The 24,048-nt window shown below is 71.3% G+C and carries 17 protein-coding genes; 9 read left to right on the top strand and 8 right to left on the bottom strand.

Features of this window, described 5'->3' with window-relative positions; translation table 11 throughout:
- Positions 1–2: 2 nt before the first annotated feature.
- The 3 genes from CG723_RS37280 to CG723_RS37270 form a co-directional block, all read right to left on the bottom strand.
- Complete coding sequence (locus CG723_RS37280) at positions 3–1,508, bottom strand: DUF5719 family protein (protein WP_100597966.1); 1,506 nt, start codon at positions 1,506–1,508, stop codon at positions 3–5.
- Positions 1,505–5,212, bottom strand: coding sequence for a glycosyltransferase family 2 protein (locus CG723_RS37275; protein WP_100597965.1), 3,708 nt, complete (start codon positions 5,210–5,212; stop codon positions 1,505–1,507). The genes CG723_RS37280 and CG723_RS37275 overlap by 4 nt, the downstream gene beginning before the upstream one ends.
- A gap of 274 nt (positions 5,213–5,486) precedes the next feature.
- Positions 5,487–5,750: a WhiB family transcriptional regulator gene (locus tag CG723_RS37270; RefSeq protein WP_093617031.1), complete on the bottom strand. Its 264-nt coding sequence runs from the start codon at positions 5,748–5,750 to the stop codon at positions 5,487–5,489.
- Between the two features lie 705 nt (positions 5,751–6,455).
- Between CG723_RS37270 and CG723_RS37265 the strand changes: the two genes are divergently transcribed.
- Genes CG723_RS37265 through CG723_RS37255 form a run of 3 tightly spaced genes read left to right on the top strand, consistent with a single transcriptional unit; the run spans position 6,456 to position 9,256 of the window.
- A complete protein-coding gene (locus CG723_RS37265) occupies positions 6,456–6,959 on the top strand; it encodes a cysteine dioxygenase (RefSeq protein WP_100597964.1) in 504 nt (167 codons plus the stop codon).
- A 33-nt stretch (positions 6,960–6,992) separates the two neighbouring features.
- Entirely contained in the window at positions 6,993–7,952 is a 960-nt protein-coding gene (gene cofD, locus CG723_RS37260) for a 2-phospho-L-lactate transferase (protein ID WP_100597963.1), read from the top strand.
- Positions 7,949–9,256 (top strand): coenzyme F420-0:L-glutamate ligase, encoded by a 1,308-nt coding sequence (locus tag CG723_RS37255; protein ID WP_100597962.1) that lies wholly within the window; start codon positions 7,949–7,951, stop codon positions 9,254–9,256. The genes cofD and CG723_RS37255 overlap by 4 nt, the downstream gene beginning before the upstream one ends.
- An 87-nt stretch (positions 9,257–9,343) precedes the next feature.
- Here CG723_RS37255 and CG723_RS37250 read toward each other — a convergent pair whose 3' ends face one another.
- From CG723_RS37250 to CG723_RS37240, 3 genes are all read right to left on the bottom strand, one after another.
- Complete coding sequence (locus CG723_RS37250; protein ID WP_100597961.1) at positions 9,344–10,354, bottom strand: DNA-3-methyladenine glycosylase family protein; 1,011 nt, start codon at positions 10,352–10,354, stop codon at positions 9,344–9,346.
- 83 nt (positions 10,355–10,437) lie between these two features.
- On the bottom strand, positions 10,438–11,520 hold the full coding sequence (locus CG723_RS37245; protein WP_100597960.1) for a nucleotidyltransferase family protein: 1,083 nt from the start codon (positions 11,518–11,520) through the stop codon (positions 10,438–10,440).
- Between the two features lie 83 nt (positions 11,521–11,603).
- Positions 11,604–13,025, bottom strand: a complete 1,422-nt coding sequence (locus CG723_RS37240; RefSeq protein WP_199842047.1) for a peptidoglycan recognition protein family protein — start codon at positions 13,023–13,025, stop codon at positions 11,604–11,606.
- Positions 13,026–13,174: 149 nt separating this feature from the next.
- Here CG723_RS37240 and CG723_RS37235 point away from each other — a divergent pair, with 149 nt between their 5' ends.
- The 4 genes from CG723_RS37235 (at position 13,175) to CG723_RS37220 (ending at position 19,077) form a co-directional block, all read left to right on the top strand.
- Positions 13,175–13,930 (top strand): TIGR03089 family protein, encoded by a 756-nt coding sequence (locus CG723_RS37235; RefSeq protein WP_100597958.1) that lies wholly within the window; start codon positions 13,175–13,177, stop codon positions 13,928–13,930.
- Positions 13,931–14,060: 130 nt separating this feature from the next.
- A complete protein-coding gene (locus CG723_RS37230; protein ID WP_100597957.1) occupies positions 14,061–15,422 on the top strand; it encodes an LCP family protein in 1,362 nt (453 codons plus the stop codon).
- A gap of 226 nt (positions 15,423–15,648) precedes the next feature.
- Positions 15,649–17,382: an LCP family protein gene (locus CG723_RS37225; RefSeq protein WP_100597956.1), complete on the top strand. Its 1,734-nt coding sequence runs from the start codon at positions 15,649–15,651 to the stop codon at positions 17,380–17,382.
- 81 nt (positions 17,383–17,463) lie between these two features.
- Complete coding sequence (locus CG723_RS37220) at positions 17,464–19,077, top strand: LCP family protein (protein WP_100597955.1); 1,614 nt, start codon at positions 17,464–17,466, stop codon at positions 19,075–19,077.
- A 57-nt stretch (positions 19,078–19,134) separates the two neighbouring features.
- On the opposite strand, the gene CG723_RS37215 is transcribed toward CG723_RS37220, so the two are convergent.
- Positions 19,135–20,163, bottom strand: a complete 1,029-nt coding sequence (locus CG723_RS37215) for a glycosyltransferase family 2 protein (protein ID WP_100597954.1) — start codon at positions 20,161–20,163, stop codon at positions 19,135–19,137.
- Between the two features lie 126 nt (positions 20,164–20,289).
- Here CG723_RS37215 and CG723_RS37210 point away from each other — a divergent pair, with 126 nt between their 5' ends.
- The gene (locus CG723_RS37210) at positions 20,290–21,762 is read left to right on the top strand and encodes an LCP family protein (protein ID WP_442802624.1); all 1,473 of its coding nucleotides are present in this window, start codon (positions 20,290–20,292) and stop codon (positions 21,760–21,762) included.
- A gap of 23 nt (positions 21,763–21,785) precedes the next feature.
- Here the strand turns inward: CG723_RS37210 and CG723_RS37205 are convergent, their stop codons facing one another.
- Positions 21,786–22,334 carry an acyl-CoA thioesterase gene (locus CG723_RS37205; RefSeq protein WP_100597952.1) on the bottom strand — a complete coding sequence of 183 codons (549 nt, stop codon included), beginning with the start codon at positions 22,332–22,334 and terminating at the stop codon, positions 21,786–21,788.
- Between the two features lie 118 nt (positions 22,335–22,452).
- Here CG723_RS37205 and CG723_RS37200 point away from each other — a divergent pair, with 118 nt between their 5' ends.
- Positions 22,453–23,754, top strand: a complete 1,302-nt coding sequence (locus CG723_RS37200) for an LCP family protein (RefSeq protein WP_100597951.1) — start codon at positions 22,453–22,455, stop codon at positions 23,752–23,754.
- Positions 23,755–24,048: the final 294 nt, after the last annotated feature.

Genomic DNA, 24,048 nt, shown 5'->3' with positions numbered 1-24,048 from the left:
GGTCACTTCTGCAGTACCGACAGGTCCTGGTCCGCGTGCGGCACCGAGACCATCCCCCGGTCGTCCGGGAGCGTCTGGACCGTGAACATCGGGACTCCCGGGACGTCCCGGTCGGGCACGTCCAGCATCCGCGAGCCGTAGACCTCCCCGCCCGACACCTGCTCCACCGTCAGCGCGTACGACCCCTTGAGCCCGGCCGGGACCGGCGGCTGCACGGACGTCGTCGTACCGCCCTTCACGGTGTACGTCTTCGAGACCGGGGTCCCGCCCTCGGTGCCCGCCGACGCCGTCACCTTGACCGTGCCCGCCGCGCCCGGGGCCGTCAGCGACAGCGTCGAGCCCTTCGCGCGGTTGTCGGCGACGGTCGCCCGGGCGCCGACGGGCCGGGTCGCCGGGATGAACGCCGACTCCTGATCCTCGCCCTTGCCGCGCACGACGCGCAGGGCGGCCACGACCGGGGCCGAGTCGCCCGTGGGGGTCAGGATCAGGGAGCCGGCCTCGCCGCGCGTGACGTCGCCGAGGTCGACGGCGGCCGTCATCCCCGACTTCACGTGCAGGCTCTCGTGCCCGGCCGGGCTGATGCGGCCGGTCGGGGAGGCCAGCTGGACCTTCAGGTCCGCGTCGTTGTCGCCGGGGGCGAAGGCGACCAGGCGCACGCTCGTGGCGTCCTTCGGGATGCCGGGCAGCACGACCGTGTCCGCGGGGTCCGCGGACGCCGGCAGCCAGTCGCCGCCGAGCTTGTCGTCCGCGGCGAGGACGGTGGCGGCGACCCGGCCGCTGCGGGCCGTCACATGGAGCGTGACGTTCGTCTGCGGCTTGTCGGTGAGGGTGGACAGCAGGACCGGCACGCTGGAGTGCGGCTGGACCTGGATGCCCTCGCCCACATCGGACTTGATGGCGCCGTTCGCGCCGTACAGCTGGACGTCGACGACGGCGGCCGAGTCGTCCGGGTTCGTGAGGTGGATGTAGTCGCTGCGCTCCTTGGCGGTGGAGGCGCCCGGGAACCAGAAGTCGGTGTCGGGCGCCGAGCAGTTCACCCCGAGGAGGCCGCGACCGGTGCCGGCGGCCACCTCCGTCGTCTGCTGCACGGTCCAGCCGGGCGCGAGATTCCCGTCGGCGCTGCCCACGAGCGCCGGCGACTCGGCGCCCGACGACTCACCCGCGACGGGCTTGCCCGGCTTCTGCGGGGACAGCACGGGCTTGTCGGCCTTGCCCTTGTCCTTGCCGCTCCCGGTGCTGTCCGTCAGCTCGCGCGTGGCGGGCGACAGGGCGGCCTTGCCGGAACTCCCGGACTCCTTCGAGGCGGGTGTGTACGACGTGTACGCCGTCTCGGCGAGGTCCGACGAACTCGGCGCGGGGCACAGCAGGCTGGAGCGCTCCACCGGCAACCGCGCGGCCGCCTTCGCGGAGTCGCCGTCGCCGCTGCCGGGCGCGGTGGCCGCCGCGAAGCCGGTGACGGCGGCGAGAGCCCCGGCCGCGGCGATCAGGGACAGGGTGGTGCGGTTCACTGCTGGCTCCCGTCGGGGCGCTCACTGTCGGTGCCGTGCGGCGGCTGCGCGGGGGGCTGCGGCTGCTCGTACGGGTCGTAGGCCTGCTGCCCGTACTGCTGCTGGGCGTCGTACGTGCCCCCGTAGGCGTACGGGTCGTACTGGCCGACCTGGTACGGGTCCGCCTGATAGGGATCCGCCTGCTGGGTCTGGTCGTACGCGCCCTGGTAGGGGCCGCCCTGGTACTGCTGCTGGTCGCCCTCGGCGTACTGGCCGTAGTCGGCGGGCGCGTACGCAGGGGAGTCCCACTCGCCGTACGACGGCTGCTGCGGCACACCGGCCGCGGCGAGCTCCTCTTCCGAAGGGGCCGGCGGTACCGCGCCGTCCGTGCCCTCGGCCGCGGCCTGTTCGGCCTCCGCCTGGGCGCGCAGACGGCGGGCCCTGCGGCCCTCGCCCTCGACGGCCTGCGCGGGCACGACGGGCTCCTCGGGAAGGTCGTCGTCCACGTCCCTGCGCCGGCCCGGCAGGGCCAGCACCACGAGGACGAGAGCGAGCGCGCCCTGCGCCCACAGCCAGGCCGCGTGCGAGATCGGCGCGTCGAACGTGACGTCCAGGCGGCCGCCCGTGGCGGGCAGTTCGAAGCCCTGCGCCCAGCCGTCGACGGTCATCTTCGTCAGGGGCGCGCCGTCCAGTGTCGCCGTCCAGCCCTCGTCGGCCGTGTCGGCGATGCGCAGGACGCGGCCTGCCTTGCCCTCGGGGATCTTCGTGTGCAGTTCGACGGGGCCCGCGGCGACGGGCTGCGGCTCGTCGGACCCGGACACGATCGCGGCGCGCGAGACCTGCCGGTCCACGCGCCACAGGGCGGTGCCGTCCTGCTGGCTGAGCCGGGACAGGCCGGGCGTGGAGTCGAGGACGCGGCTCATCTGCCGGGGCGCGCCCGCGCGTACGAGGACGTAGCGCACGGCGAAGCCGCCGAGCTGGTCGGCCTGGTCGGCGCCGGAGCCGGCGACGAGGTTGGCGACGACCTTGTCGAGCTTCTTGTTGCTGCCGCCCGCCTCGGTCAGTTCACCGTCACCGAGGCGCGCGCCGGCGCCGCGGACCAGCGTGTACGACACCCTGGCGGCCGAGTCGCTGTCCATGACGAGGGTGCGGGCCTGGTCCTGGGTGTCGCTCTCCTCGGCGACGAACGCGGGCACCTGGGTGGGGTCGCGCCGCTCCAGGGGGCCGTCGGCCCCGCGGATCATCCAGCCCGCCGCGGCGAGCAGCGGTCCGGCCACCGCGGCGAACGCGATGAGGGCCGCCACCGGCTGCCGCCAGCCGAAGCTCTGCTCGGCCACGCGCGAGCGTGCCCCCTCGGCGCCGAGCACGGCGGCGGCGAGGAGGGCGATGCCGTAGACGAGGGTCGCGGGCCCGGCCCAGGCCGAGCTGTTCGACAGGGCCGCGAAGACCAGGGCCACCAGGGCGATCGCCCAGGCGGTGAGGACGGCGGGGCGGCGCTCGGTGCGCAGGAGCGCGGCGAGCCCGGCGAGGACGATGCCGATGAGCAGCAGTCCACCGAGGGTGCCGGAGCCGCCGGGCGAGGCGCCGAGCAGTCCGAGCGCGGACGCCGACCCCTTGCCGTACGGGAGGCCGGCCTCCTTGAAGAAGCCGAACGGCAGCAGCGTCAGGGACCACGGCGCGAGCATCAGGAGCGGGGTGCCGAGCGCGGCCAGGAAGCGGAACCCGTACGCGGTGATGTCGCCGCGGCGGACCGCGAGGAGCGCGATGCCGAGGACGAGCGCGATCGGCCACACGATGGGCGTGAAGGCCGTCGTGACAGTCAGCAGGAGGGCGTACGCCCAGGTTGCGCGCCAGCTGCCGCGCGCCCCCGCGTGGTTCATCAAGCCGCTGGCGGACAACCCCGCGCGCGCGATGAGCGGCAGCAGGATCGCGAGGACCGCGGTGCCGATCCGGCCTCCGGCGAGCGCGCCGGTGGCGGCGGGCAGGACGGCGTACGCGACCGAGGCCCACGCCCGCAGCAGGCGCGAGGTGACCAGGGGGCGTGAGGCGAAGTAGGCGGTGAAGCCGGCGAGCGGCACCGAGCAGACGAGGAGCACGGTGACGGCGAGTCCGGTCGAGCCGAACAGGAGCGTGGAGAACGCGGCGACGACCGCCAGGTAAGGCGGCGCGGACTGCGTGCCGCCCGTGCCGGCCGGGTGCCAGCCGTCGAGATAGCGCGACCACAGGGCGGACGCGTCACCCGGGGCAGGCAGCAGCGCGCCGCCCGCGAGCGCCCCGCCGCCGAGCAGCGCGCGGCAGGCGATGAGCGAGACGAACAGCAGCACTACGAAGAGCACCGGTCCCGGCTTGCGGGCGATGCGCTTGAGGCGGGCGAACTGCTCGATCTCCAGGAAGTCCGCGTCGTCGCCGCCGGGGCCGGACTCGACGGCGCTGCCGTGCCGTCCCGCGGCGTTGATCTCGGGGTCGGACGCGCCGAAGACGCTGCCCGCGACCTGCTCGACGGTGAGCCGGACCGTGGCGCCCGGCGGCGGGAAGAGCGGCCGCAGCTCCTTGGCGTCGACCACTCCCCTGCCGCGCCTGCGGCGGGCCGCGAGGATCCGCTCGGGCCGCAGCAGGGTGCCGAGGAGTCCGGTGATCTCGTCGAGCGCCTGGCCGGGAACCTTGCCGACGAGGTACGCGAGCGTGCGCGCCAGCGTGCCGATGACGAGGCGCAGGAGCACCCAGGGCAGCACGGCCGTACTGGCGTTGACGAGCAGGGTGTAGACGGCGCCGGCCTTGTCGACCTTGTGCGGGGACGTCGCCGTGCGGCCCACGCAGTCGACGGTGCGGCGCTCGCGCGAGGAGGCCTCGGCGTGCCGGACGACGGCGTCGGGAGCGATGACGACGCGGTGGCCGGCGGCCTGCGCGCGCCAGCACAGGTCGACGTCGTCGCGCATCAGGGGCAGCCTGCGGTCGAACCCGCCGAGCTGTTCGAAGACATCGCGCCGGATCAGCATGCCCGCGGTGGACACGGACAGGACGGGCCGCACGTGGTCGTGCTGCCCCTGGTCCTGCTCGCGGCGGTCGAGGCCGGTCCAGCGGCGCCCCGAGTTGGCGATGGAGACGCCCACCTCGAGGAGCTGCCTGCGGTCGTACCAGCCGAGGAGCTTGGGTCCGACGACGGCGACCTCGTTGCCGATCTCGCGCTCGTTCTCGACGACGCGCAGGAGTTCGGCGAGCGCGTCGGGCTCGGGCGCGCAGTCGTCGTGCAGGAGCCACAGCCACTGCTCGGGCTCGCCGTGCGGGAGCTCCGGCATGTCGTAGGCGTCGTCGCGCCAGGTGCGGCTGACGGGGTCCCAGCCGCTGGGGCGCTTGAGGTACGGCAGCTCCTCGGGAGTCAGCACTCCCGCGGTACGCGCCGCTTCGTCGACGGCCTGGCCGAAGCCGGTGCGCCGGGCCAGGTGGAGAACGCGCTCGTCGCCGATCGCGTCGGCGATCAGCGTGGCGGAGGCGTCCGCGCTGCCGGTGTCGGCGGCTACGGCGTTCTGTACGGGGCGCTCCTGGCCGAGCAGCCCTGACAGGACGTCGGGCAGCCAGCGCGCTCCGTCGTGGGAGACGAGCACGGCGGTGACGACATGTCTGGGGAACTCGGGTGGCCGGGTCGGGTCGGGCCCTGCGGCGTGCCCCGGGTTGAACGCGGCTGCGGCAGTGTCGAATTGGCCTGCCGAATGGCTGTGCACGGACATCGAGGTACGGGCCCCGGTTCGTTGGACTGCGGTGGACGCCCGTGCCCTGCGGGGGCGCTGGGTCGTCTCGGACGGGGCCCCACACTAACGGCTGACAACAACGGCGGCCCGCCCCCTGTGGACAACCCAGGGCGACGGGCCGATCGCTACGCGGAAAAGAGTCTTCGGACGGCGTCCTTATTGCGGTCCTTGGGGCGGTGCTCGGTGGATCCTGCTGCGGTCCTTGCCGAGGCCTGTCGTTCTCGTCGTTTCAGGCAGCTGCTCTGACAGCGGCTCAGACGGCGGCCTTCTTCAGGCGGCGCCGTTCCCGCTCGGAGAGGCCGCCCCAGATGCCGAACCGCTCGTCGTTGGCCAGTGCGTACTCGAGGCACTCGGACCTGACCTCGCAGGCGAGGCAGACCTTCTTGGCCTCCCGGGTGGAGCCGCCCTTCTCCGGGAAGAACGACTCGGGGTCGGTCTGGGCGCACAGCGCGCGCTCCTGCCAGCCGAGTTCCTCTTCCGCGTCCTCGACCAGCAGTTGCTGAAACGACTCGGTCATAGTGCGCCCCTCGTCCGTCTGTGCGTCCCCGTGATGCTGCCGCCACCGTTTTCGGCTGAACGACACGAGTGAAATTACAAGTGTGCCGATCCGGGCCAGTCAAGCCGAGATCTGCTATTGGGTCCCTTATTCACTCTGCGGAACCAAGGGTATGCGGAAAGTGTTCAAATCGGCATAAACCTTGACACTTGCCAGAGGCCCATCCCGGTCGTCGCTCCCCCAAGAGCTCCGGCAGACCTCGCGCGGGCCTCTGCAAGGGAGGACGCCTGGGGCGTTGATCCCGTTCCGGGAGCGGCGCCGGAGCGTTCCGGATCACATTCGGATCACGGGAGCGCGACGGCGTTTGTGCGCCCGGTTGATGCGCCATGTGTCCCGGCCAGAAGCTGAACAAACCTTTCGCCTGGCACGACAACCGGATGAGGTGAAACATATCCCACAATCCGGACACCTAGTTGACAGAGGAGGAATGAACCGGTGTCCTGGTGGGCATGCTCGCGAACTTGGCGCTTTCCGTGACCCGACCCGGGTCCCTCGGTGCTGCCCGCGCGCGCTGTTGCTGTCCCAGCTGTTGAGCCCACCGCGCTCCGGCTGAATCTCCTCGCTCCACCGCGCTCCACTCCCCCGGCAGTTCATCCGTGCCGGGCGCCGTCCAGCGACACCCCCAGCACACCGCACTCCGCACTCCGCCGAGGAGCCCCCGCACCCATGAACAGTGACAGCGACCTGCAGATCGCCGGCGACATCCTCGAAGTACCCCACCTGCTCCAGCCCGCGCGCGAGCACCCGGCCACCGTCGCCGAGTTCGCCGGCCTGGCCCGCACCATCGCCGCCGACCCCGGCCGGTGGGAACACCTCGTCGAGTACGACGCCACCAGCCGCTGGTACCACCGGCTCCAGACCGGCCCCGGCTACGAGGTCTGGCTGCTGTCCTGGGTGCCCGGGCAGGGCAGCGGACTGCACGACCACGGCCGCTCCTCCGGCATACTGACCGTCCTCCAGGGTGAGCTGACGGAGCGTTCGGAGCGCGGCACCCGCACCCTCGCGCCCGGCGCACAGCGCGTCTTCGCCCCCGGATACGTCCACGAGGTCGTCAACGACGCTCTGGAGCCCGCAGTCAGCCTCCATGTGTACTACCCCGGGCTCACCGAGATGCCCATGCACGCCCCCCGCTGCGTCAGCGACGCCATGCAGGATGCCGTGACCGCCTGACGAAGTGTCGTACCCGCCTGCGATGCTGGGCACATGCGCATTGTGGTTCTGGCAGGCGGCATCGGTGGTGCCCGGTTCCTTCGCGGTCTCAAGCAGGCGGCGCCGGACGACGCGGTCATCACGGTCATCGGCAACACCGGGGACGACATCCATCTCTTCGGCCTGAAGGTCTGTCCGGACCTCGACACGGTGATGTACACGCTCGGCGGTGGCATCAACGAGGAGCAGGGCTGGGGACGTACGGACGAGACGTATCTGGTCAAGGAGGAGCTGGCCGCCTACGGGGTGGGGCCCGAGTGGTTCGGTCTCGGCGACCGGGACTTCGCGACCCACATCGTCCGTACGCAGATGCTGGGCGCCGGCTATCCGCTCAGCGCGGTCACCGAGGCGCTGTGCGAGCGCTGGAAGCCCGGCGTGCGGCTCATCCCGATGTCCGACGACCGCGTCGAGACGCATGTGGCGGTGACCCTCGACGGGGAGCGCAGGGCCGTGCACTTCCAGGAGTACTGGGTGAAGCTGCGGGCCTCTGTGGACGCGCACGCCGTGGTGCCCGTCGGCGCCGAGCAGGCCAAGCCCGCGCCGGGTGTCCTGGAGGCCATCGCCGAGGCGGACGTCATCCTCTTCCCGCCGTCCAACCCCGTCGTCAGCGTCGGGACCATCCTCGCCGTGCCGGGCATCCGCGAGGCCATCGCCGAAGCCGGTGTGCCCGTTGTCGGCCTGTCGCCCATCGTCGGGGACGCGCCCGTGCGCGGCATGGCCGACAAGGTCCTCGCCGCCGTGGGTGTCGACTCGACGGCCGCCGCGGTCGCCGAGCACTACGGGTCGGGGCTGCTCGACGGATGGCTCGTCGACACGGTGGACGCGGGCACGGTGGAGCGCGTCGAGTCGGCGGGCATCCGCTGCCGCGCGGTGCCGCTGATGATGTCCGACCTGGACGCGACGACGCAGATGGCGCGTGAGGCGCTCACGCTCGCGGAGGAGGTCCGCGCGTGAGTGACACTCCCTCCGCTCCCTCCTTCCGTGCCTGGGCGCTCCCCGGCATCCCCGAGGTCCGCGAGGGCGACGACCTCGCCAAGCTGATCGCCACCGCCGAGCCCGGCCTCGTCGACGGGGACGTGCTACTGGTCACCTCGAAGATCGTCAGCAAGGCCGAGGGCCGGATCGTCGAGGCCACCGACCGCGAGGCGGCCATAGACGCCGAGACCGTACGGGTCGTCGCGCGCCGCGGCCCCCTGCGCATCGTCGAGAACAAGCTGGGCCTGGTCATGGCCGCGGCCGGCGTCGACGCGTCGAACACGCCCGCGGGCACGGTGCTGCTGCTGCCCGAGGACCCCGACGCGTCGGCCGCGGCGATCCGGGACGGGCTGCGGGACACACTCGGCGTGGACGTCGGGGTCGTCGTGACGGACACCTTCGGCCGCCCCTGGCGCAACGGCCTGACCGATGTCGCCATCGGCGCCGCGGGCGTGCACGTCCTCGACGACCTGCGCGGCGGCACGGACGCGTACGGCAATCCCCTCAGCGCCACGGTCGTCGCCACGGCGGACGAGCTGGCCGCCGCCGGGGACCTGGTCAAGGGCAAGGCGGCCGGGCTGCCCGTCGCCGTCGTGCGCGGGCTCGCGCACGTGGTGGGCGAGGGCACCGGCGCGCGCGAGCTGGTGCGCGTAGCGCGGGACGACATGTTCCGGCTCGGCACGTCCGAGGCCGTACGGGAGGCCGTGACCCAGCGGCGTACGGTGCGGGCCTTCACGGACGAGCCGGTCGACCCGGGAGCCGTGCGGCGCGCGGTCGCCGCGGCCGTGACGGCGCCCGCCCCGCACCACACGACGCCGTGGCGGTTCGTGCTCCTGGAGTCCGAGGAGTCGCGCGTGCGGCTGCTCGACGCGATGCGGGACGCGTGGATCGAGGATCTGCGGCGCGACGGCAAGAGCGAGGAGTCCGTCGCCAAGCGCGTGCGCCGCGGTGACGTGCTGCGCCGGGCGCCGTATCTGGTCGTGCCGTGCATGGTGATGGACGGGTCGCACACGTACGGGCACGCGCGCCGGGACGCCGCCGAGCGGGAGATGTTCGTGGTCGCGGCCGGCGCGGGCGTGCAGAACTTCCTGGTCGCGCTCGCCGGTGAGCGGCTCGGCTCCGCGTGGGTGTCGTCGACGATGTTCTGCCGCGATGTCGTACGCGAGGTGCTCGGCCTTCCGCAGGAGTGGGACCCGATGGGCGCCGTGGCCGTGGGGCACGCGGCCGTCGCACCTGCGGAGCGCCCGGCGCGCGACGCCGGTGACTTCGTGGTCGTGCGCTAGGGCCTGTCTTCACATTCCCGTCGTCCGCCCGGAGGCCAGACGCCGCGGGGCAGGCGGGAATGTGAAGACCAGCCCCTGGAAGGCCTGCTACCAGTCGGCGATGTTCGTGCGGCGCATCTTCGGCTGTCTGCGCGGGGGTGTGCGGCCGCTGAGGAGGATGAGGCGGGCCGCGCGGTGGCGCTGGCCCTGCTCCTCGTACGGGGCGAGGAGCCGCAGCATCTCCGCGTCGTCCGCGTCGCGGTTGCCGGCGAGCGCGTAGCCGACGATGCCCGGCAGATGGACGTCGCCGGTCGTCACGGCGTCGGCGGCGCCGTTGCTGCGCTGGACCGTCTCGGCGGAGGTCCAGGGGCCGATGCCGGGGATCAGTTCGAGGCGGGCGCGGGCGTCGGCCGGGGTCATCGCCGCGGCCTCCTCCATGCGGCGGGCCACCTTCACGGCGCGCAGGATGGTCGAGGCCCGCTTGTTGTCCACGCCCGCGCGGTGCCACTCCCAGGACGGGATGAGCGACCAGGTACGGGGTTCCGGCATGACGTGGAGGCCGAGCCCGGCGGTGGGGCCGGGTGCCGGGGTGCCGTACGTGCGCAGCAGGATCCGCCAGGCGCGGTACGCCTCCTCCGTCGTGATCTTCTGTTCCAGGATCGACGGGATCAGCGATTCCATGACCAGACCCGTACGCAGCAGGCGCAGACCCGGCCGGTGGTGGTGGGCGTGGGCGACCAGCCGGTGGCGCGGCTCGAACACCTCGGGCTCGTCCAACTCACCGAGAAGTTGCGGGAGTTGGGCAAGCAGCCAGGTTGCACCCGGGCCCCATGCATCCGCTTCGGCGACGGTGCCGCGCAGAGCCACGCGCAGCGTGCCGGGGCCCTCGGGCGTGCGGGTGGCCCGCCAGACCGAGCCGTCCGGTGTGACGCGGAAGGCGGGGTCGGCGGGCCCCCGGCGCAGCGGTCCCAGGGTCAGGCCCAGGTCGAACGCGCCCTTGGGCGTCCAGCGGCGGGTCTGCGCCGCGGTCGCCGGGCGCGGCAGGACGGCCCTGGGCACGACGGTCTCGCCGCCGCGCACCGTGGTGCGCGTGGGGCGGGGGGCGTATCGGCCGGCCAAGGGAGCCTCGTCGGGTGGTGGGGTGCTCCTTGCAGCGTAGGGGGTCGGCCTCGCCGGCCCCCACTGGTCCGAGGAGACGGCCCCTACTGGTCCGAGGAGAAGCGCACCGCCGCCGCCGGGATCCGGGCGTCGCACCACACCCGTACGCCCGACTGGAGTTCGTTGTCCGGGCCGACCGTCGCGCCGTCGCCGATCACCGCGCCCGTCAGGACCGTGCGGGCGCCCACGTGGGCGCCGCGGCCGATCAGGGAGTCGGTGACGACCGCGCCCGCCTCGACCGTGGCGCCGGCGAGGACCGCGCTGCCCGAGATGCGGGCGCCCTCGCCGACCGTCGCGTTCTCGCAGACGACCGTGCCGTCCGTGAGCTTCGCGCCGGGGGCGACCGAGGCGGTGGGCAGCGTGAGGCTGTCGCCGCGCCGGCCGGGGACGGCCGGGGACGGCGCTCGGCCGAGGACGAGGTCGGCGGAGCCGCGCACGAAGGCCTGGGGGGTGCCCAGGTCCAGCCAGTACGTGGAGTCGACCATGCCCTGCAGGTGGGCGCCGGACGCCAGCAGGTCGGGGAACGTCTCGCGTTCCACCGAGACGGGGCGGCCCGTGGGGATCGTGTCGATGACCGAGCGGCGGAACACGTAGGCGCCCGCGTTGATCTGGTCGGTGACGATCTCCTCGGGCGTCTGGGGCTTCTCCAGGAACGCCTGGACCCGGCCCGTCGCGTCCGTGGGGACCAGGCCGAACGCCCGCGGGTCCTCGACCCGGGACAGATGCAGGGAGACGTCAGCGCCGGTGGTCTCGTGCTCGTCCACCAGGGCGCGGATGTCGAGGCCGGTGAGGATGTCCCCGTTGAAGATCAGGACCGGATCGGCGGGTCCCGAGTGGAGCCGCGACGCGACGTTGCGGATCGCGCCGCCGGTGCCGAGGGGCTCCTCCTCGGTGACGTACTCCAGATGCAGTCCGAGGCGTGAGCCGTCGCCGAAGTACGGCTCGAAGACTTCGGCGAGGTACGAGGTGGCGAGCACGATGTGCTCGACGCCCGCCGCTCTCGCCCGGGCCAGCTGGTGGGTGAGGAACGGGACGCCCGCCGCCGGGACCATCGGCTTGGGCGTGTTCACGGTGAGCGGTCGCAGTCGGGTGCCCTTGCCGCCGACCAGGAGGATCGCTTCTGTCACCTGTCGTCTCTGCTTCCTGCTGGGGCCGGTCGAACTGCCTTTCGGCCGGCCAGTGTATGCAGACTGTGCGGTGCGGCCGGGCGTCAGCGGCCCTGGAGACTGGCCGATGTGGACCGGGCGGTGCCGAGCTTGTCGTAGAGGCGGCGCCCCGGGCACTCGGTCGCGAAGCCGTCCCGGTGCCCCGAAATCGCGTTCAGTCGTACGCTCTTCCCCTTGGGGTACAGATTGCCACCGGCTGACGTGAGATATGTCTTACCGCTCGGATTCACCCCGTAGAGGCCAAGCTTCCAGGCCGTCAGGCGGGCGAGGGCGTCCACCGCGGCGGCCGGCGGCTTCGAGGAGCCGAAGGTGCCGAGGACCGCGACTCCCATGCTGTTCGTGTTGAACCCGAGGGTGTGGGCGCCCATGACCGGCTTCGCCACACCGCCGGCGCGGCCCTCGTAGATGTTGCCGCACTTGTCGACGAGGAAGTTGTAGCCGATGTCGCGCCAGCCCATGCTCTTCACGTGGTAGCGGTAGATACCGCGGATGACTGAAGGGGCTTGCGAGCACTTGTAGTTGTTGCCCGTGGCGCTGTGGTGCACGAAGGTCGCCTTGACCTTCGAGGTGTAGCCGAAGGCGCGCTCGCGCAGCTTCTCGTCGGCGCCCCAGCCCTTGCGCGTGACGATGCGCGGGCGCGGGCCGATGTAGGGGCGGACCTTCGCGTCGGCCTCACCACCGCCGGCCTCGATGAGCTCGTTCTCGGTCTCCTTCTTGGTGAGGGCGGGGATGGCGTCGGCGCCGAGGGGGGCCAGGTCGGCGTTGACGGCGGAGGCGGCGGACTCGACGGTCAGCACGCCGGAGCCGGCGGCTTCGGCGGGGGCGCCGCCGGGCACGGGCTCATCGCCGGACGCGGGCTCGCCGGCGGGCGGGGGCTCCTCTCCGGGGTCGACCAGTTCGAGGCGCAGGCCCTTGGGCAGAGGGGCCTGAGCGGCGGAGTTCGCAGAGTTCGCAGAGTTCGCGGAGGATCCGGCGGTCCGGTGCGCCGGGGCCGTCTGGGGGCGCACGCGCACCTCGACGCCGTCGGACGCGCCGACCCACAGCGGGGCGGTGGCTCCGCGCAGCCGGCCCGAGTCGTGCTCGGCCGTGCCGGGGTCGGGGGCATGGTCGCCGTTGTGGGTCTCGACGTCCTGCCAGCCGGACCAGCGGGCGGTGCCCTTGGCGCGCGTACGCACCTGGACGCTGCCCTCCAGCGCCAGGGCCGGGTCTTTCCAGACGACGCCGACGAGCGAGAAGGGGTGCACATCGCGCTGGGTCAGGCCCTGTTCACCCGGGGCGCGCAGGCCGCGGTCGCGGGGCAGGACGGTCAGGGGGAGCGACTGGGTGCTGCCGGATACGGCTTCGGCGGTCAGGGCTCTGACGGCCGAAGGGGTCGTGGCTGCCCCGGCTCCGGAGGACAGGGCGAGCGGAAGGGTGAGGGCTGCCGCGGACGCGACGCCGATCGATGAAGTGAGGAATCCACGCATGTCAACGATCGTGGACATAGGGGCACATATCTGTCCATCGGGAAGTGTCATTGGTGGGCAGGGGAATTGACGGCTCATCGGGCCGACACGGCGGCGTGGTTCCCCCGGTCGGCCCCACACCGTCGCGCGCCCCGCGTACCCTTGCGCCCGTGAACGCCACCGACCGCACCCCCGCCGACCTGCTGCGATCCGCGCTCGCCGCCGATCCAGGACGCCCACTGGTGACTTTCTACGACGACGCCACGGGCGAACGCGTCGAACTGTCCGTGGCCACCTTCGCCAACTGGGTGGCCAAGACCGCCAATCTCCTCCAGGGCGACCTCGCCGCGCAGCCCGGTGACCGGCTCGCTCTGCTGCTGCCCGCGCACTGGCAGAGCGCCGCCTGGCTGCTCGCGTGCGCGTCCGTCGGAGTCGTCGCCGATGTCGGCGGTGACCCGGCCGCCGCCGACATCGTCGTCAGCGGCCCCGACTCCCTGGACAAGGCGCGCGCCTGCTCCGGGGAACGGGTGGCGCTCGCGCTGCGTCCCCTGGGCGGCCGCTTCCCGCAGCCGCCGGAGGGCTTCGTCGACTACGCGGTCGAGGTACCGGGGCAGGGTGACCGCTTCGCCCCGTTCGCACCCGTGGACCCGGAGGAGCCCGCGCTCGTCGTCGCGGGGGCCGAGTTCACCGGCGCCGAGGTCGTCGAGAAGGCGCGGGCCGACGCCGCGGACCTCGGCCTGACGGGCCCCGGCTCGCGCCTGCTGTCCGGACTCCCGTACGACACCTGGCGCGGTCTGAGCGCGGGTCTTTACGCGCCGCTCGCCACCGGAGGTTCCGTCGTCCTGTGCCGCCACCTCGACGGCCTGGACGAGGATTCCCTGGCCAAGCGGGTCGAGAACGAGCGGGTCTCGGCGACCGCGCGCTGAGACACCCGGGCCGCCGGCGTCACCCGTTCGGCCCTGTCCACCCCTGGGCCGCCGGGCCCCGGGCGCCGCGCCGGGCCATGGTCGAAGGGGCGCACCTGCGCACCGTCGTCGCCATGAGGGGTGGACTCACGTGACCGATTCCGCAGGCACGCCCCCGGAACCGCAGCACCCCGGCGACGACGACGCGGCGGGGCCGGTCACGCACGGGCCGGGCGCGGGCTCGTCCCCCACGGGAGCGGGCACGGCCCGGCGGCACAAGCGCTGGCTGCGGTACACGGCGATCGGCGTCGGCGTGGCGGTGCTCGCCGCGGGCGGCGCCGGCTGGGCGGTCTACGAGAAGCTCCAGGGGAACATCACCGAGGACACCGACGCGGCCGCCGAGCTCGCCCGCTACGAGAAGGAGCGGCCCACCTCGCTCGTGGCCGGCGCGCAGAACATCCTGCTGATCGGTTCCGACTCACGGTCCGGCGCCGACAACCGCAAGTACGGCCGTGACTCGGGCACCCAGCGCTCGGACACGACGATCCTGCTGCACATATCCGCCGACCACAAAAGCGCCATCGCGGTCTCGCTGCCCCGCGACCTGATGGTCGACGTACCGAGCTGCCGCGCACACGGCGGCACCCGCACCGGCCCCATGTTCTCGATGTTCAACTACGCCTTCGAGCAAGGCGGTTCGGCCTGCACGATCCGTACGGTCGAGAAGCTCACCGGCATCCGCATCAACCACCACATGGTCGTCGACTTCAGCGGGTTCAAGGACATGGTCGACGCCGTCGACGGCGTCGAGGTGTGTCTCAAGGAGCCCATGAACGACCGCGCCGCGCGCCTCAAGCTGCCCGCGGGAAAACAGACCCTCGACGGCGAGCAGGCGCTCGGCTTCGTGCGGGCCCGCAAGAGCCTCGGCAACGGCAGCGACACCGACCGGATGGACCGCCAGCAGCAGTTCCTCGGCGCCCTGGTGAACAAAGTGCAGAGCAACCAGGTACTGCTCAACCCGACGAAGCTGTACCCCGTGCTCGACGCGGGCACCTCGTCCCTCACCACGGACCCCGGGCTCGCCAGTCTGCGCGGCCTCTACAACCTCGTACGCGGCATCCGGGACATTCCGACCGAACGCGTCCAATTCCTGACGGTGCCGCGGCGCAGCTACGTCTACAACGCCAACCGCGACCAGCTCGTCCAGCCCGCCGCCGAGCAGCTCTTCACGCGACTGCGCACCGACGCCCCCGTCGTGGTCGCCAAGAAGACACCGCGGGAGAGCACCACCCAGAGTTCCTCCGACGGCTCCGGCACGGACAGCTCGGGCACGGACAACAGGGCGTACGAGCACGACGGATTCGACGACGGCAAGGGCGGCGCCGACCGGAGCGCCCAGAAGCCCGGCGGCCCCTCCATGCCGCCCGGATCGTCCGGTTCGTCACCCGGCTCATCGCCCACCCCGGCCCCCACGTTCCGCGGCAACACAGCCGCTCAGGACGCCTGCGGGTAAAGCGATACCCAAGGGGTCCGCATCACGTCCAAAGAAATAGGACGGATTGCCCAGTTGTAGGGGAGTGCAATTTGTCACGGCCGTCGCTTGACGCTGAACTGGGCGGATAGTGTGAGCGATCCGGTGCACCCGGCCAACGACGGTCGCGCACTGCTTACCGACTGACCGAGCGCCTTCTTGAGGGGGACAAGGCGCCGCGTGGCCCCGACGGAGGATGCAGACAACCGTGGACGCGCAAGGCCGTGGGCGGGCGGACAACATCGACCCCGCAGACCAGTGGGTACTCAACCCGAACACCGGCGATTACGAACTGCGACTGAACCCTTCCTCTGGGCAGTCGGCCGTACCCGCACCTCGCAGGTCTTCCCAACGCCCCACCGGGCGACGGGGGCAGACCGGGCAGACCCGGCAGAACGGCAGGTCCCGAGAGGAACAGGACAGCCGCGAAGTGCCCGGCCAGCGCAGGCGGCGGGCCCCGCAGCCGGAGCCGGCCGGCAGGCGCCGGTCCAAGAACAAGAAGAAGTCCAAGGGCAAGAAGGCACTCCTGTGGACGGGCGGCGTCATGGCCTTCGTCCTGGTCGCCGGCGTGGGCGGGGCGTATCTCTATCTGCGCCACCTCGACGGCAACATCGACAAGCAGGACGTCGTCGGCGCGAAGAACGGCTTCAGCAAGGACGAGGCGTTCAACATCCTGCTGATCGGCACGGACAAGCGCACCGGCAAGGGCAACGCGGGCTACGGCGACAAGAACAGCGTCGGCCACGCGGACACCAACATCCTGCTGCACGTGGCCAAGGACCGTTCGAACGCGACGGCGTTGAGCATCCCGCGCGACCTCATCACCGACATCCCGGACTGCAAGGTGAGGGAGGACGGGGTGGAGAAGACGATCCCCGGAACGCCCGACATCCGCTTCAACACCAGTCTCGGCCAGAGCGGCCGGGACGCGGGCTGCACGATGGCAACGGTCAAGGCCATAACGGGAGTTCAGCCCGACCACTTCATGATGGCCGACTTCAACGCCGTCAAGACGCTGACGACGGCGGTCGGCGGTGTGGACATCTGTCTCGCCAAGGACGTCAACGACCCCGACTCGCATCTGAAGCTCTCCAAGGGCAAGCACACCGTGCAGGGCGAACAGGCCCTCGCGTTCGTGCGCACCCGGCACAGCTTCGGCAACCAGGGCGACCTGGACCGCATCCAGCAGCAGCAGCAGTTCCTCGGATCGCTGATGCGCAAGATGAGCTCCGGCGACACGCTCACCAGCCCGGGCAAGCTGACGAACCTGGCCGAGGCCGCGACCCAGGCGCTGACGGTGGACACCGGGATAGGAAGCCTCAGCGAGCTCAAGAACGTGGCCCTGGAGCTGAAGAAGGTGCCGCCGAAGAACATCACCTTCACCACGCTGCCCGTGATAGACAACCCCGCCGAGAAGGTCCACGCGACGGTCGTCGTCAACCCGGCCAAGGCGGACCCGCTGTTCGCGATGCTCCAGGACGACGTGTCCCTGACCGAGGTGGCGAAGGACAAGAAGGCCGCCAAGTCGAAGCAGGACGCGCTGCTCAAGGGCTCCCGCGCCGACGCCTCCGAGGTCCGGGTCGACATCTACAACGGCAGCGAGACCGTCGGCGCCGCGCAGGCGACGCTGACGTGGCTGCAGAACAACGAGGGCGTCCTCAAGTCGAGCCAGCTGGGCAACGCGCCGAAGAAGCTGCCGAAGACGACGCTCGAGTACGCGCCGGACCAGGCCGACCAGGCCCGCAAGCTCGCCGACATCATGGGGCTGCCCTCATCCGCCATGAAGCCCGGCAAGAGCGAGAAGAACGACCAGGGTCTGCCGGCGATGATCCTGACCCTCGGAGCCGACTTCAAGGAGGCCGGGACACCCATCGCCGCCCCGGCGAAGGCGCCGGCGGACATCCAGAAGGCGACAGCGGACAAGACTGTGTGCGCCAAGTGACCAACCTCGGCCGCCTCTTGACTGTCTAACAGACAGGATCGGGGCGGCCGAGGTGTAGGCCGGGGGCGGGAGGGGTGGGGCATGAGGCAGAGCAGTGTGCGTGACAGTCGGCACGCGGCCGGGGGGCCGGACGGCGGACAGGGGCGGGTACCGAAGCAGGCGCAGGGTGACGGCGGCAGGCCGCGCGGGCACCGGCGCGGCGGCGCGCGCCCGCGGCGCCGCAAACACCGGATACTGCGCTGGTTCTCGATCGCTCTCGCCGTACTGGTACTCGGTACCGCGGGAGCGGGCTATCTCTGGTACGAGCATCTCAACAGCAACATCAAGACGGACAAGCTCAACATCGGCGAGCACCAGGCGGCGAAGCCGACGCCGAACGCGGCGGGCCAGACCCCGCTGAACATCCTGCTGATCGGCTCGGACGCGCGGGACTCCAAGGCCAACCAGAAGCTCGGCGGCGCCAAGGAGACCTTCGGCGGCGTACCGCTCGCGGACGTGCAGATGCTGGTCCACCTCTCCGCGGACCGCACCAACATGTCGGTGGTGAGCATGCCGCGCGACACGCTGCTCCGGCTGCCGAAGTGCACCGACCCGAAGACGGGCACGGAGTACCCGGCCACGGTGGGGCGGCAGATGACGAACCAGTCGCTGGGCCGCGGCGGCCCCGGCTGCACGGTGGCCACCTGGGAGCTGCTGACCGGCATCCACATCGACCACTTCATGATGGTCGACTTCGCGGGCGTGGTCTCCATGGCGGACGCGATCGGCGGCGTACCGGTCTGCGTGGACGCCAACATCCTCTCCAAGGACAGTCAGGGCCACGGCTCGGGCCTGAAGCTGGCGAAGGGCACGCACCCGGTCAAGGGCAAGCAGGCCCTGCAGTGGCTGCGTACGCGCTACGGCTTCGAGGACGGCAGCGACATCGCCCGTACCAAGGCGCAGCACATGTACATGAACTCGATGGTGCGCCAGATGCGGGAGAACGCCACCATCACCAACCCCGGCAAGCTGCGCACCCTCGCCGAGGAGGCCACCAAGGCGCTCCGCGTCGACGAGGGCCTCGACACGGTCAAGAAGCTCTACGACCTCAGCAACGAGCTGAAGAAGCCCGCGCCGGATCGCATCACGATGACGACGATGCCGTTCGTGTACGTGGGCGCGCGCGTGGCCCCGAAGCCGGGCGACGCGGACAAGCTGTTCCGGCTTGTGCGCGAGGATGTGGCCCTGGACGGCAAGGACAAGAAGAAGGCGCCGCCCAAGGAGTCGGACGACCCGGCGGCGCCCGACGGCGAGATCGCGGTGCAGGTGCAGAACGGAACGCGGACGGCGCAGCTGCCCGCGGCGTCGGGCCGGGCGAGCACGGTGTCTCAGATCCTGGTCACGAAGGGCTTCACGAAGGCGTCCGCCGACCAGTCGGTGTCGCTGAGCGAGGAGAAGACGGTCATCCGCTTCCCGAGCGTCGACCTGGAGGGCGATGCCCAGCGGGTCGCCAAGTCCCTCGGTGTTCCGCTGAGTTCGGTGAAGAAGTCGACCGGCGTCTCAGGGGTGACGCTCATCGTGGGCGACGACTGGCGGGAGGGGAACACCTACCCGAAGTCCTCGAAGGACGACGACACCACCCCGGACACCGCGCTCGCGCTCAACGGGTCGGACACGAAGGCCTGCATGAAGGTGAACAAGAACTTCACCTGGTGACTCAGGTCAAAGCTCCGGGGCCGAGCGGCTCGGCCCCGGAGAAAGCAGACGTAAGGCTCACGCCTCGCTGAGTACCGCGGGGCGGCGCGACGCGATGACCTTCTTCGCGAGGGAGCGCGGGCTGGTCAGGAAGCCCCAGCCCCAGGACATGTGCATCGTGGCGAGCGCGACCGGGATCTGCAGGCGCGCCTTCAGTGACAGCCCCTTGCCGGCCGGCACCGAACCGGCCACGATGGCCGCCAGGTAGCCGCCCGGGATCACGAAGCCCCACGGCGTCACGAGCGCGCCCACGACGACACCCGCGGCGATCGCGCACACGGCGGCCGGCGGCGCGAGGTAGCGCAGGTTGATCGAGCCCTCGTGGTAGCGGGCGACGACATGGCGCCAGCGGCCGTAGTCCTTGTACTGCTTGGCGAGCGCCTTCACGCTGGGCCGCGGCCGGTACGAGACCTTCAGCTCGGGCGAGAACCAGATCAGGCCCCCGGCCTCGCGGATGCGGAAGTTCAGCTCCCAGTCCTGGGCGCGGATGAACTCCACGTTGTAGCCGCCCTGCTGCTCCAGCGCCTCGCGCCGGAAGACACCCAGGAACACGGTCTCGGCCTGCTGGGCCTCGCCGCCCGTGTGGAAGGCCGCGTTCCCGACGCCGATCTTCGAGGTCATGGCGGCGGCGACCGCGTTCTCCCAGTCGTTCTCGCCCTCGGCGTGCATGATGCCGCCGACGTTCTGCGCGCCGGTCTCCTCAAGGAGGCGGACGGCCGTCGCGATGTAGTTCGGCGAGAGCATGCCGTGCCCGTCGACGCGCACCACGATGGGGTGTCGGGACGCCTCGATCGCGGCGTTCAGCGCCGCGGGCGTACGGCCCGTGGGGTTCGCCACGGTGTGGACCCTGGGATCCTCGCGGACGAGTTCCGCGGCGATCTCGTCCGTGCGGTCCGAGGACGGGCCGAGCGCGACCACGACCTCCATCTCGCCGCCGTACTCCTGCGCCAGGATCGCCTCGACGGCTCCGCGCAGGTGCCGCTCCTCGTTGAGGACGGGCATGATCACCGATACGGGCGGAAGCTGCTTGTCGGAATTCGCGTTCATCAGGCGTCACGTTACCGCTAATGGGGGACACCGGCGCGCGCCGCCATGGTCACTGCCGCGGGCAGGAGATCGTGTGGGCCTACGGTGCTCGCGATCCCACGCCCACCTTCTCGGAGGTGTCCCCACGTGCCCACTCCGCCGACCCGCTCCCCCGCACGCCCGCCGCGTCCCCCACGGCAGGAGCGCCATCGTCCCCCCGTGCCCGCCCCCGTACGGAGGAAGAAGCCGCGGTGGGCCATGCGGGTGGCGACGACGGTCTCGGTCACGGTCCTCGCGGCCGCCGGGATCGGGCACGCGGTCGTCACCGGGCTCGACACGGACATCAACCGCATCGACCCCTTCAAGGACATGAAGAACCGTCCCTCCGGCGGTCATGGGATGAATGTGCTGCTCGTCGGCACCGACGGCCGCGACAAGATCACCCCGGCGGAGAGGAAGAAGTACCGGCTGGGCGGCGCGCCCTGTCACTGCACGGACACGATCATGATCGTGCACCTCTCCGCCGACAAGGACCGCGCGAGCATCGTCAGCCTGCCCCGGGACTCGTACGCCGAGATCCCCCCGCACACCGACCGGACGACGGGCGAGCAGCACCAACAGCACCCGGTGAAGATCAACGCGGCGTACGCGGAGGGCGGGCCCCATCTGACCGTGCGCACCGTCGAGCACATGACCGGCGTGAAGATCGACCACTATATGGAGGTCGACTTCACCAGCTTCATGAAGACGGTGGACGTGCTCGGCGGCGTCGAGATCTGCACGGCGCATCCGCTCAAGGACTCGTACACCGGGCTCGACATGGCTGTCGGCACGCACACGCTCGACGGCGGCCAGGCCCTCCAGTACGTGCGCGCCCGGCACACCGACGGGGCGGGCGACCTGGGCCGGATGCAGCGCCAGCAGCGCTTCCTCGCCGCGCTCATCGCGAAGGCCACGTCGTCCGGAGTGCTCCTGAACCCGGTGAAATTCCGCGATGTGATCCACACGCTGCTCAGTTCCGTGCGCGCGGACAAGGGGTTCGGCACGGACCAGATGGTCGGGCTCGGGCAGGCGATGCGGGGGTTCTCGCCGTCGTCGTCGGAGTTCACGACCGTGCCGATCAGTCAAGCCAGCTTCCCGGTCAAGGGCATCGGCTCGACGGTGAAGTGGGACCCGGCGAAGTCCACGAAGCTGTTCAAGGCGCTGCGCGAGGACAAGCCGCTCGCCGTGCACCACAGGAAGAAGAAGGAGACGGTCGTCGGCGTCGCCCCGCAGCAGATCCGCGTCCAGGTCGAGAACGGCACGATGACGCCGGGGCTCGGCAGGAAGGTGGACGCGGGGCTGCGGGGGACGGGGTTCCGCACGAGCGGTACGCCGATGAACGCGGCGCAGCGCACCGCCCAGCACACGGTCATCCTCTACGACCCGCGCTGGGACCAGTCGGCGAAGGCGCTGGCGACGGCGTTGCCGGGGGCGCAGTTGCAGGCAGTGAAGGGACAGGGTGCGCTACTGAAGGTGCTGGCCGGCCCGGACTTCAGGGCCGTGCGCGCGGTGCGGGCCGAGGACTCGCGACAGGGCGAGTTCGGGGCGGTCACCGGGGACCAGGTGGTGTGCGGCTGACGCCGGTCCGCCTCCGGAAGGGCTCAGTCCTCGATGCCGTCGGCCGCGCGCTGCTGCCGCAGTTCCATGATCGCCCGGCGGCGCGCGAGCCGGTGCTGGCGGCGGATCTGGGCCTCCTGGCAGCGCCGCTTGTCGCGCTCGCTCTCCGGCAGGACCGGCGGCACCGAGCGCGGCTTGCCGTCGCCGTCGACCGCGGCGAACACGAGGTAGGCGGAGCCGACCTGCTGCGCCGGCGTCGACTCGTTCCAGCGCTCGGCGAGGACCCGGACCCCGACCTCCATGGAGGTCCGGCCCGTCCAGTTGACCTGAGCCTTCACATGGACCAGGTCGCCCACGCGCACCGGCTCCAGGAAGGCCATCTCGTCCATGGAAGCGGTGACGGCGGGTCCACCGGAGTGCCGGCCTGCCACGGCGCCCGCCGCGTCGTCGACCAGTTTCATGATCACGCCACCATGTACCGTTCCGAGCAGGTTGGTGTCGTTATGGGTCATGATGTGCGACAACGTCGTACGGGAAGCTGAGGTCGGCTTACCCGGAATTTCGGATTCCGTGCCGCGGGCCTGGTCTGTCATGGCCTCCACCTTATGCCGGGCAGGACACGGGTTGCTTTGTGTCAGCTCTGCAACAGCCCGGGTCCGATTCCCCACCCACCCTTGTGGGGCACACAGCACCGGACGGCACACTGGGGCCATGAATGATTGGCCAGAGGGTTGGGGCGACAGTCAGGGCGGCGGCGACCGCGGTTACGGTCGCGGCAGTTCCAGCGCGCGCCCCGAGGGCGCCCGCGCGATGCCGCACGTGCAGCGCGGACAGGGCGGCGGCTCCCGCCGCTCCGCGCCGCCCCGGCCGACGGTGCCGGCGCAGCCCTCGTACGGCGAGGGCTACGGGGACCAGTACGACAGCGGCTACAACACCGGCCAGGTCTACGGCGGTGGCGGCGGGCGCCGCGGCGGCAGCGGCTACGTACCGAACGACAACGACCCGGCCGACGGTTACGCGCCCCCGCGGGCGCGGCCGGACTGGCGCCGGCGCATCAAGTGGGCCGTCCTCACCCTCGTCGTCGTGTTCCTCGGTGTGAGCATAGGCACGTACTTCTGGGCCGACTCCAAGCTCCACCGCGACGTCGACCTCTCCAAGGTCATAGAACGGCCCGAGACCGGCAAGGGCACCAACTACCTCATCGTCGGCACGGACAGCCGGGCCGGAATGTCCGACGAGGAGAAGAAGAAGCTGCACACCGGGTCCGCCGAGGGCAAGCGCACGGACACGATGATGATCCTGCACACCGGCGACAACGGCAGCACGATGATCTCCCTGCCGCGTGACTCGAACGTCACCGTCCCGTCCTACAAGGGCTCGGACTCCGGCAAGCTCTACCCGAACCAGGGCCGCCAGGTGAAGCTCAACGCCGCGTACGCGGAGGACGGCCCCGAACTGCTCGTGCGGACCGTCGAGTTCAACACCGGGCTGCACATCGACCACTACGCGGAGATCGGCTTCGGCGGCTTCGCGAAGATCGTGGACGCGGTCGGCGGCGTCGAGATGAACCTGAAGGAGGGCTTCAAGGACAAGTGGTCCGGAGCCGACTTCCAGAAGGGCAAGCAGACGCTGAACGGCCAGCAGGCCCTGGCCTTCGTCCGTACGCGCCACGCGTTCGCGGCGAGCGACCTCCAGCGCACCAAGAACCAGCAGGCGTTCCTGTCGGCACTGGCCCACCAGGTGGCCACCCCGTCGACGGTCCTGAACCCGTTCAAGCTCTACCCGACGATGGGGGCGGGCCTCGACTCGCTCGTCGTCGACAAGGACATGAGCCTGTGGGACCTCGGCTCGATGTTCTTCGCCATGAAGGGCGTCACCGGCGGCGACGGCAAGTCGATGAACATGCCGGTCTCCGGCTCCGTCAACGGCAACCTCGTCTGGGACAAGACCAAGGTCAAGCAGCTGGTGGGCGAGCTCAAGGACGACGCACCGGTGACGGTGTCGGGCAACTGACGTAAGAAACGGGGCAGTTGGCCCGGGTCGGATCTCCGACCCGCCAACTGCCCCGTTTCTGTGCGGCCGTTCGGCGCCGATCACGTTGCCGTGCTCGTCCACCCATCCGCGTTCGGTCTGCTCCTGGAGAGTCATCCCGCCTGCCGTCGGACGGCAAAAAAGCAAAGGCAAGGAGAGCCCTCTCCTTGCCACTCTCAACGTATAGCGCAGTGGGGGACTTGCCGCAAGGCCCAGGTCATGGCGCAGAATCGGCGGCCTGCAGTTGCGGGGCCCGGCGCGGAGGCGCGGGGTGCT

Origin of the sequence: Streptomyces sp. CB01635 (assembly GCF_002803065.1) — a bacterium.
Taxonomy (GTDB): domain Bacteria; phylum Actinomycetota; class Actinomycetes; order Streptomycetales; family Streptomycetaceae; genus Streptomyces.
The sequence above is the reverse complement of the archived record's forward strand: the minus strand, read 5'-3'. Positions and strand labels throughout refer to the sequence as shown.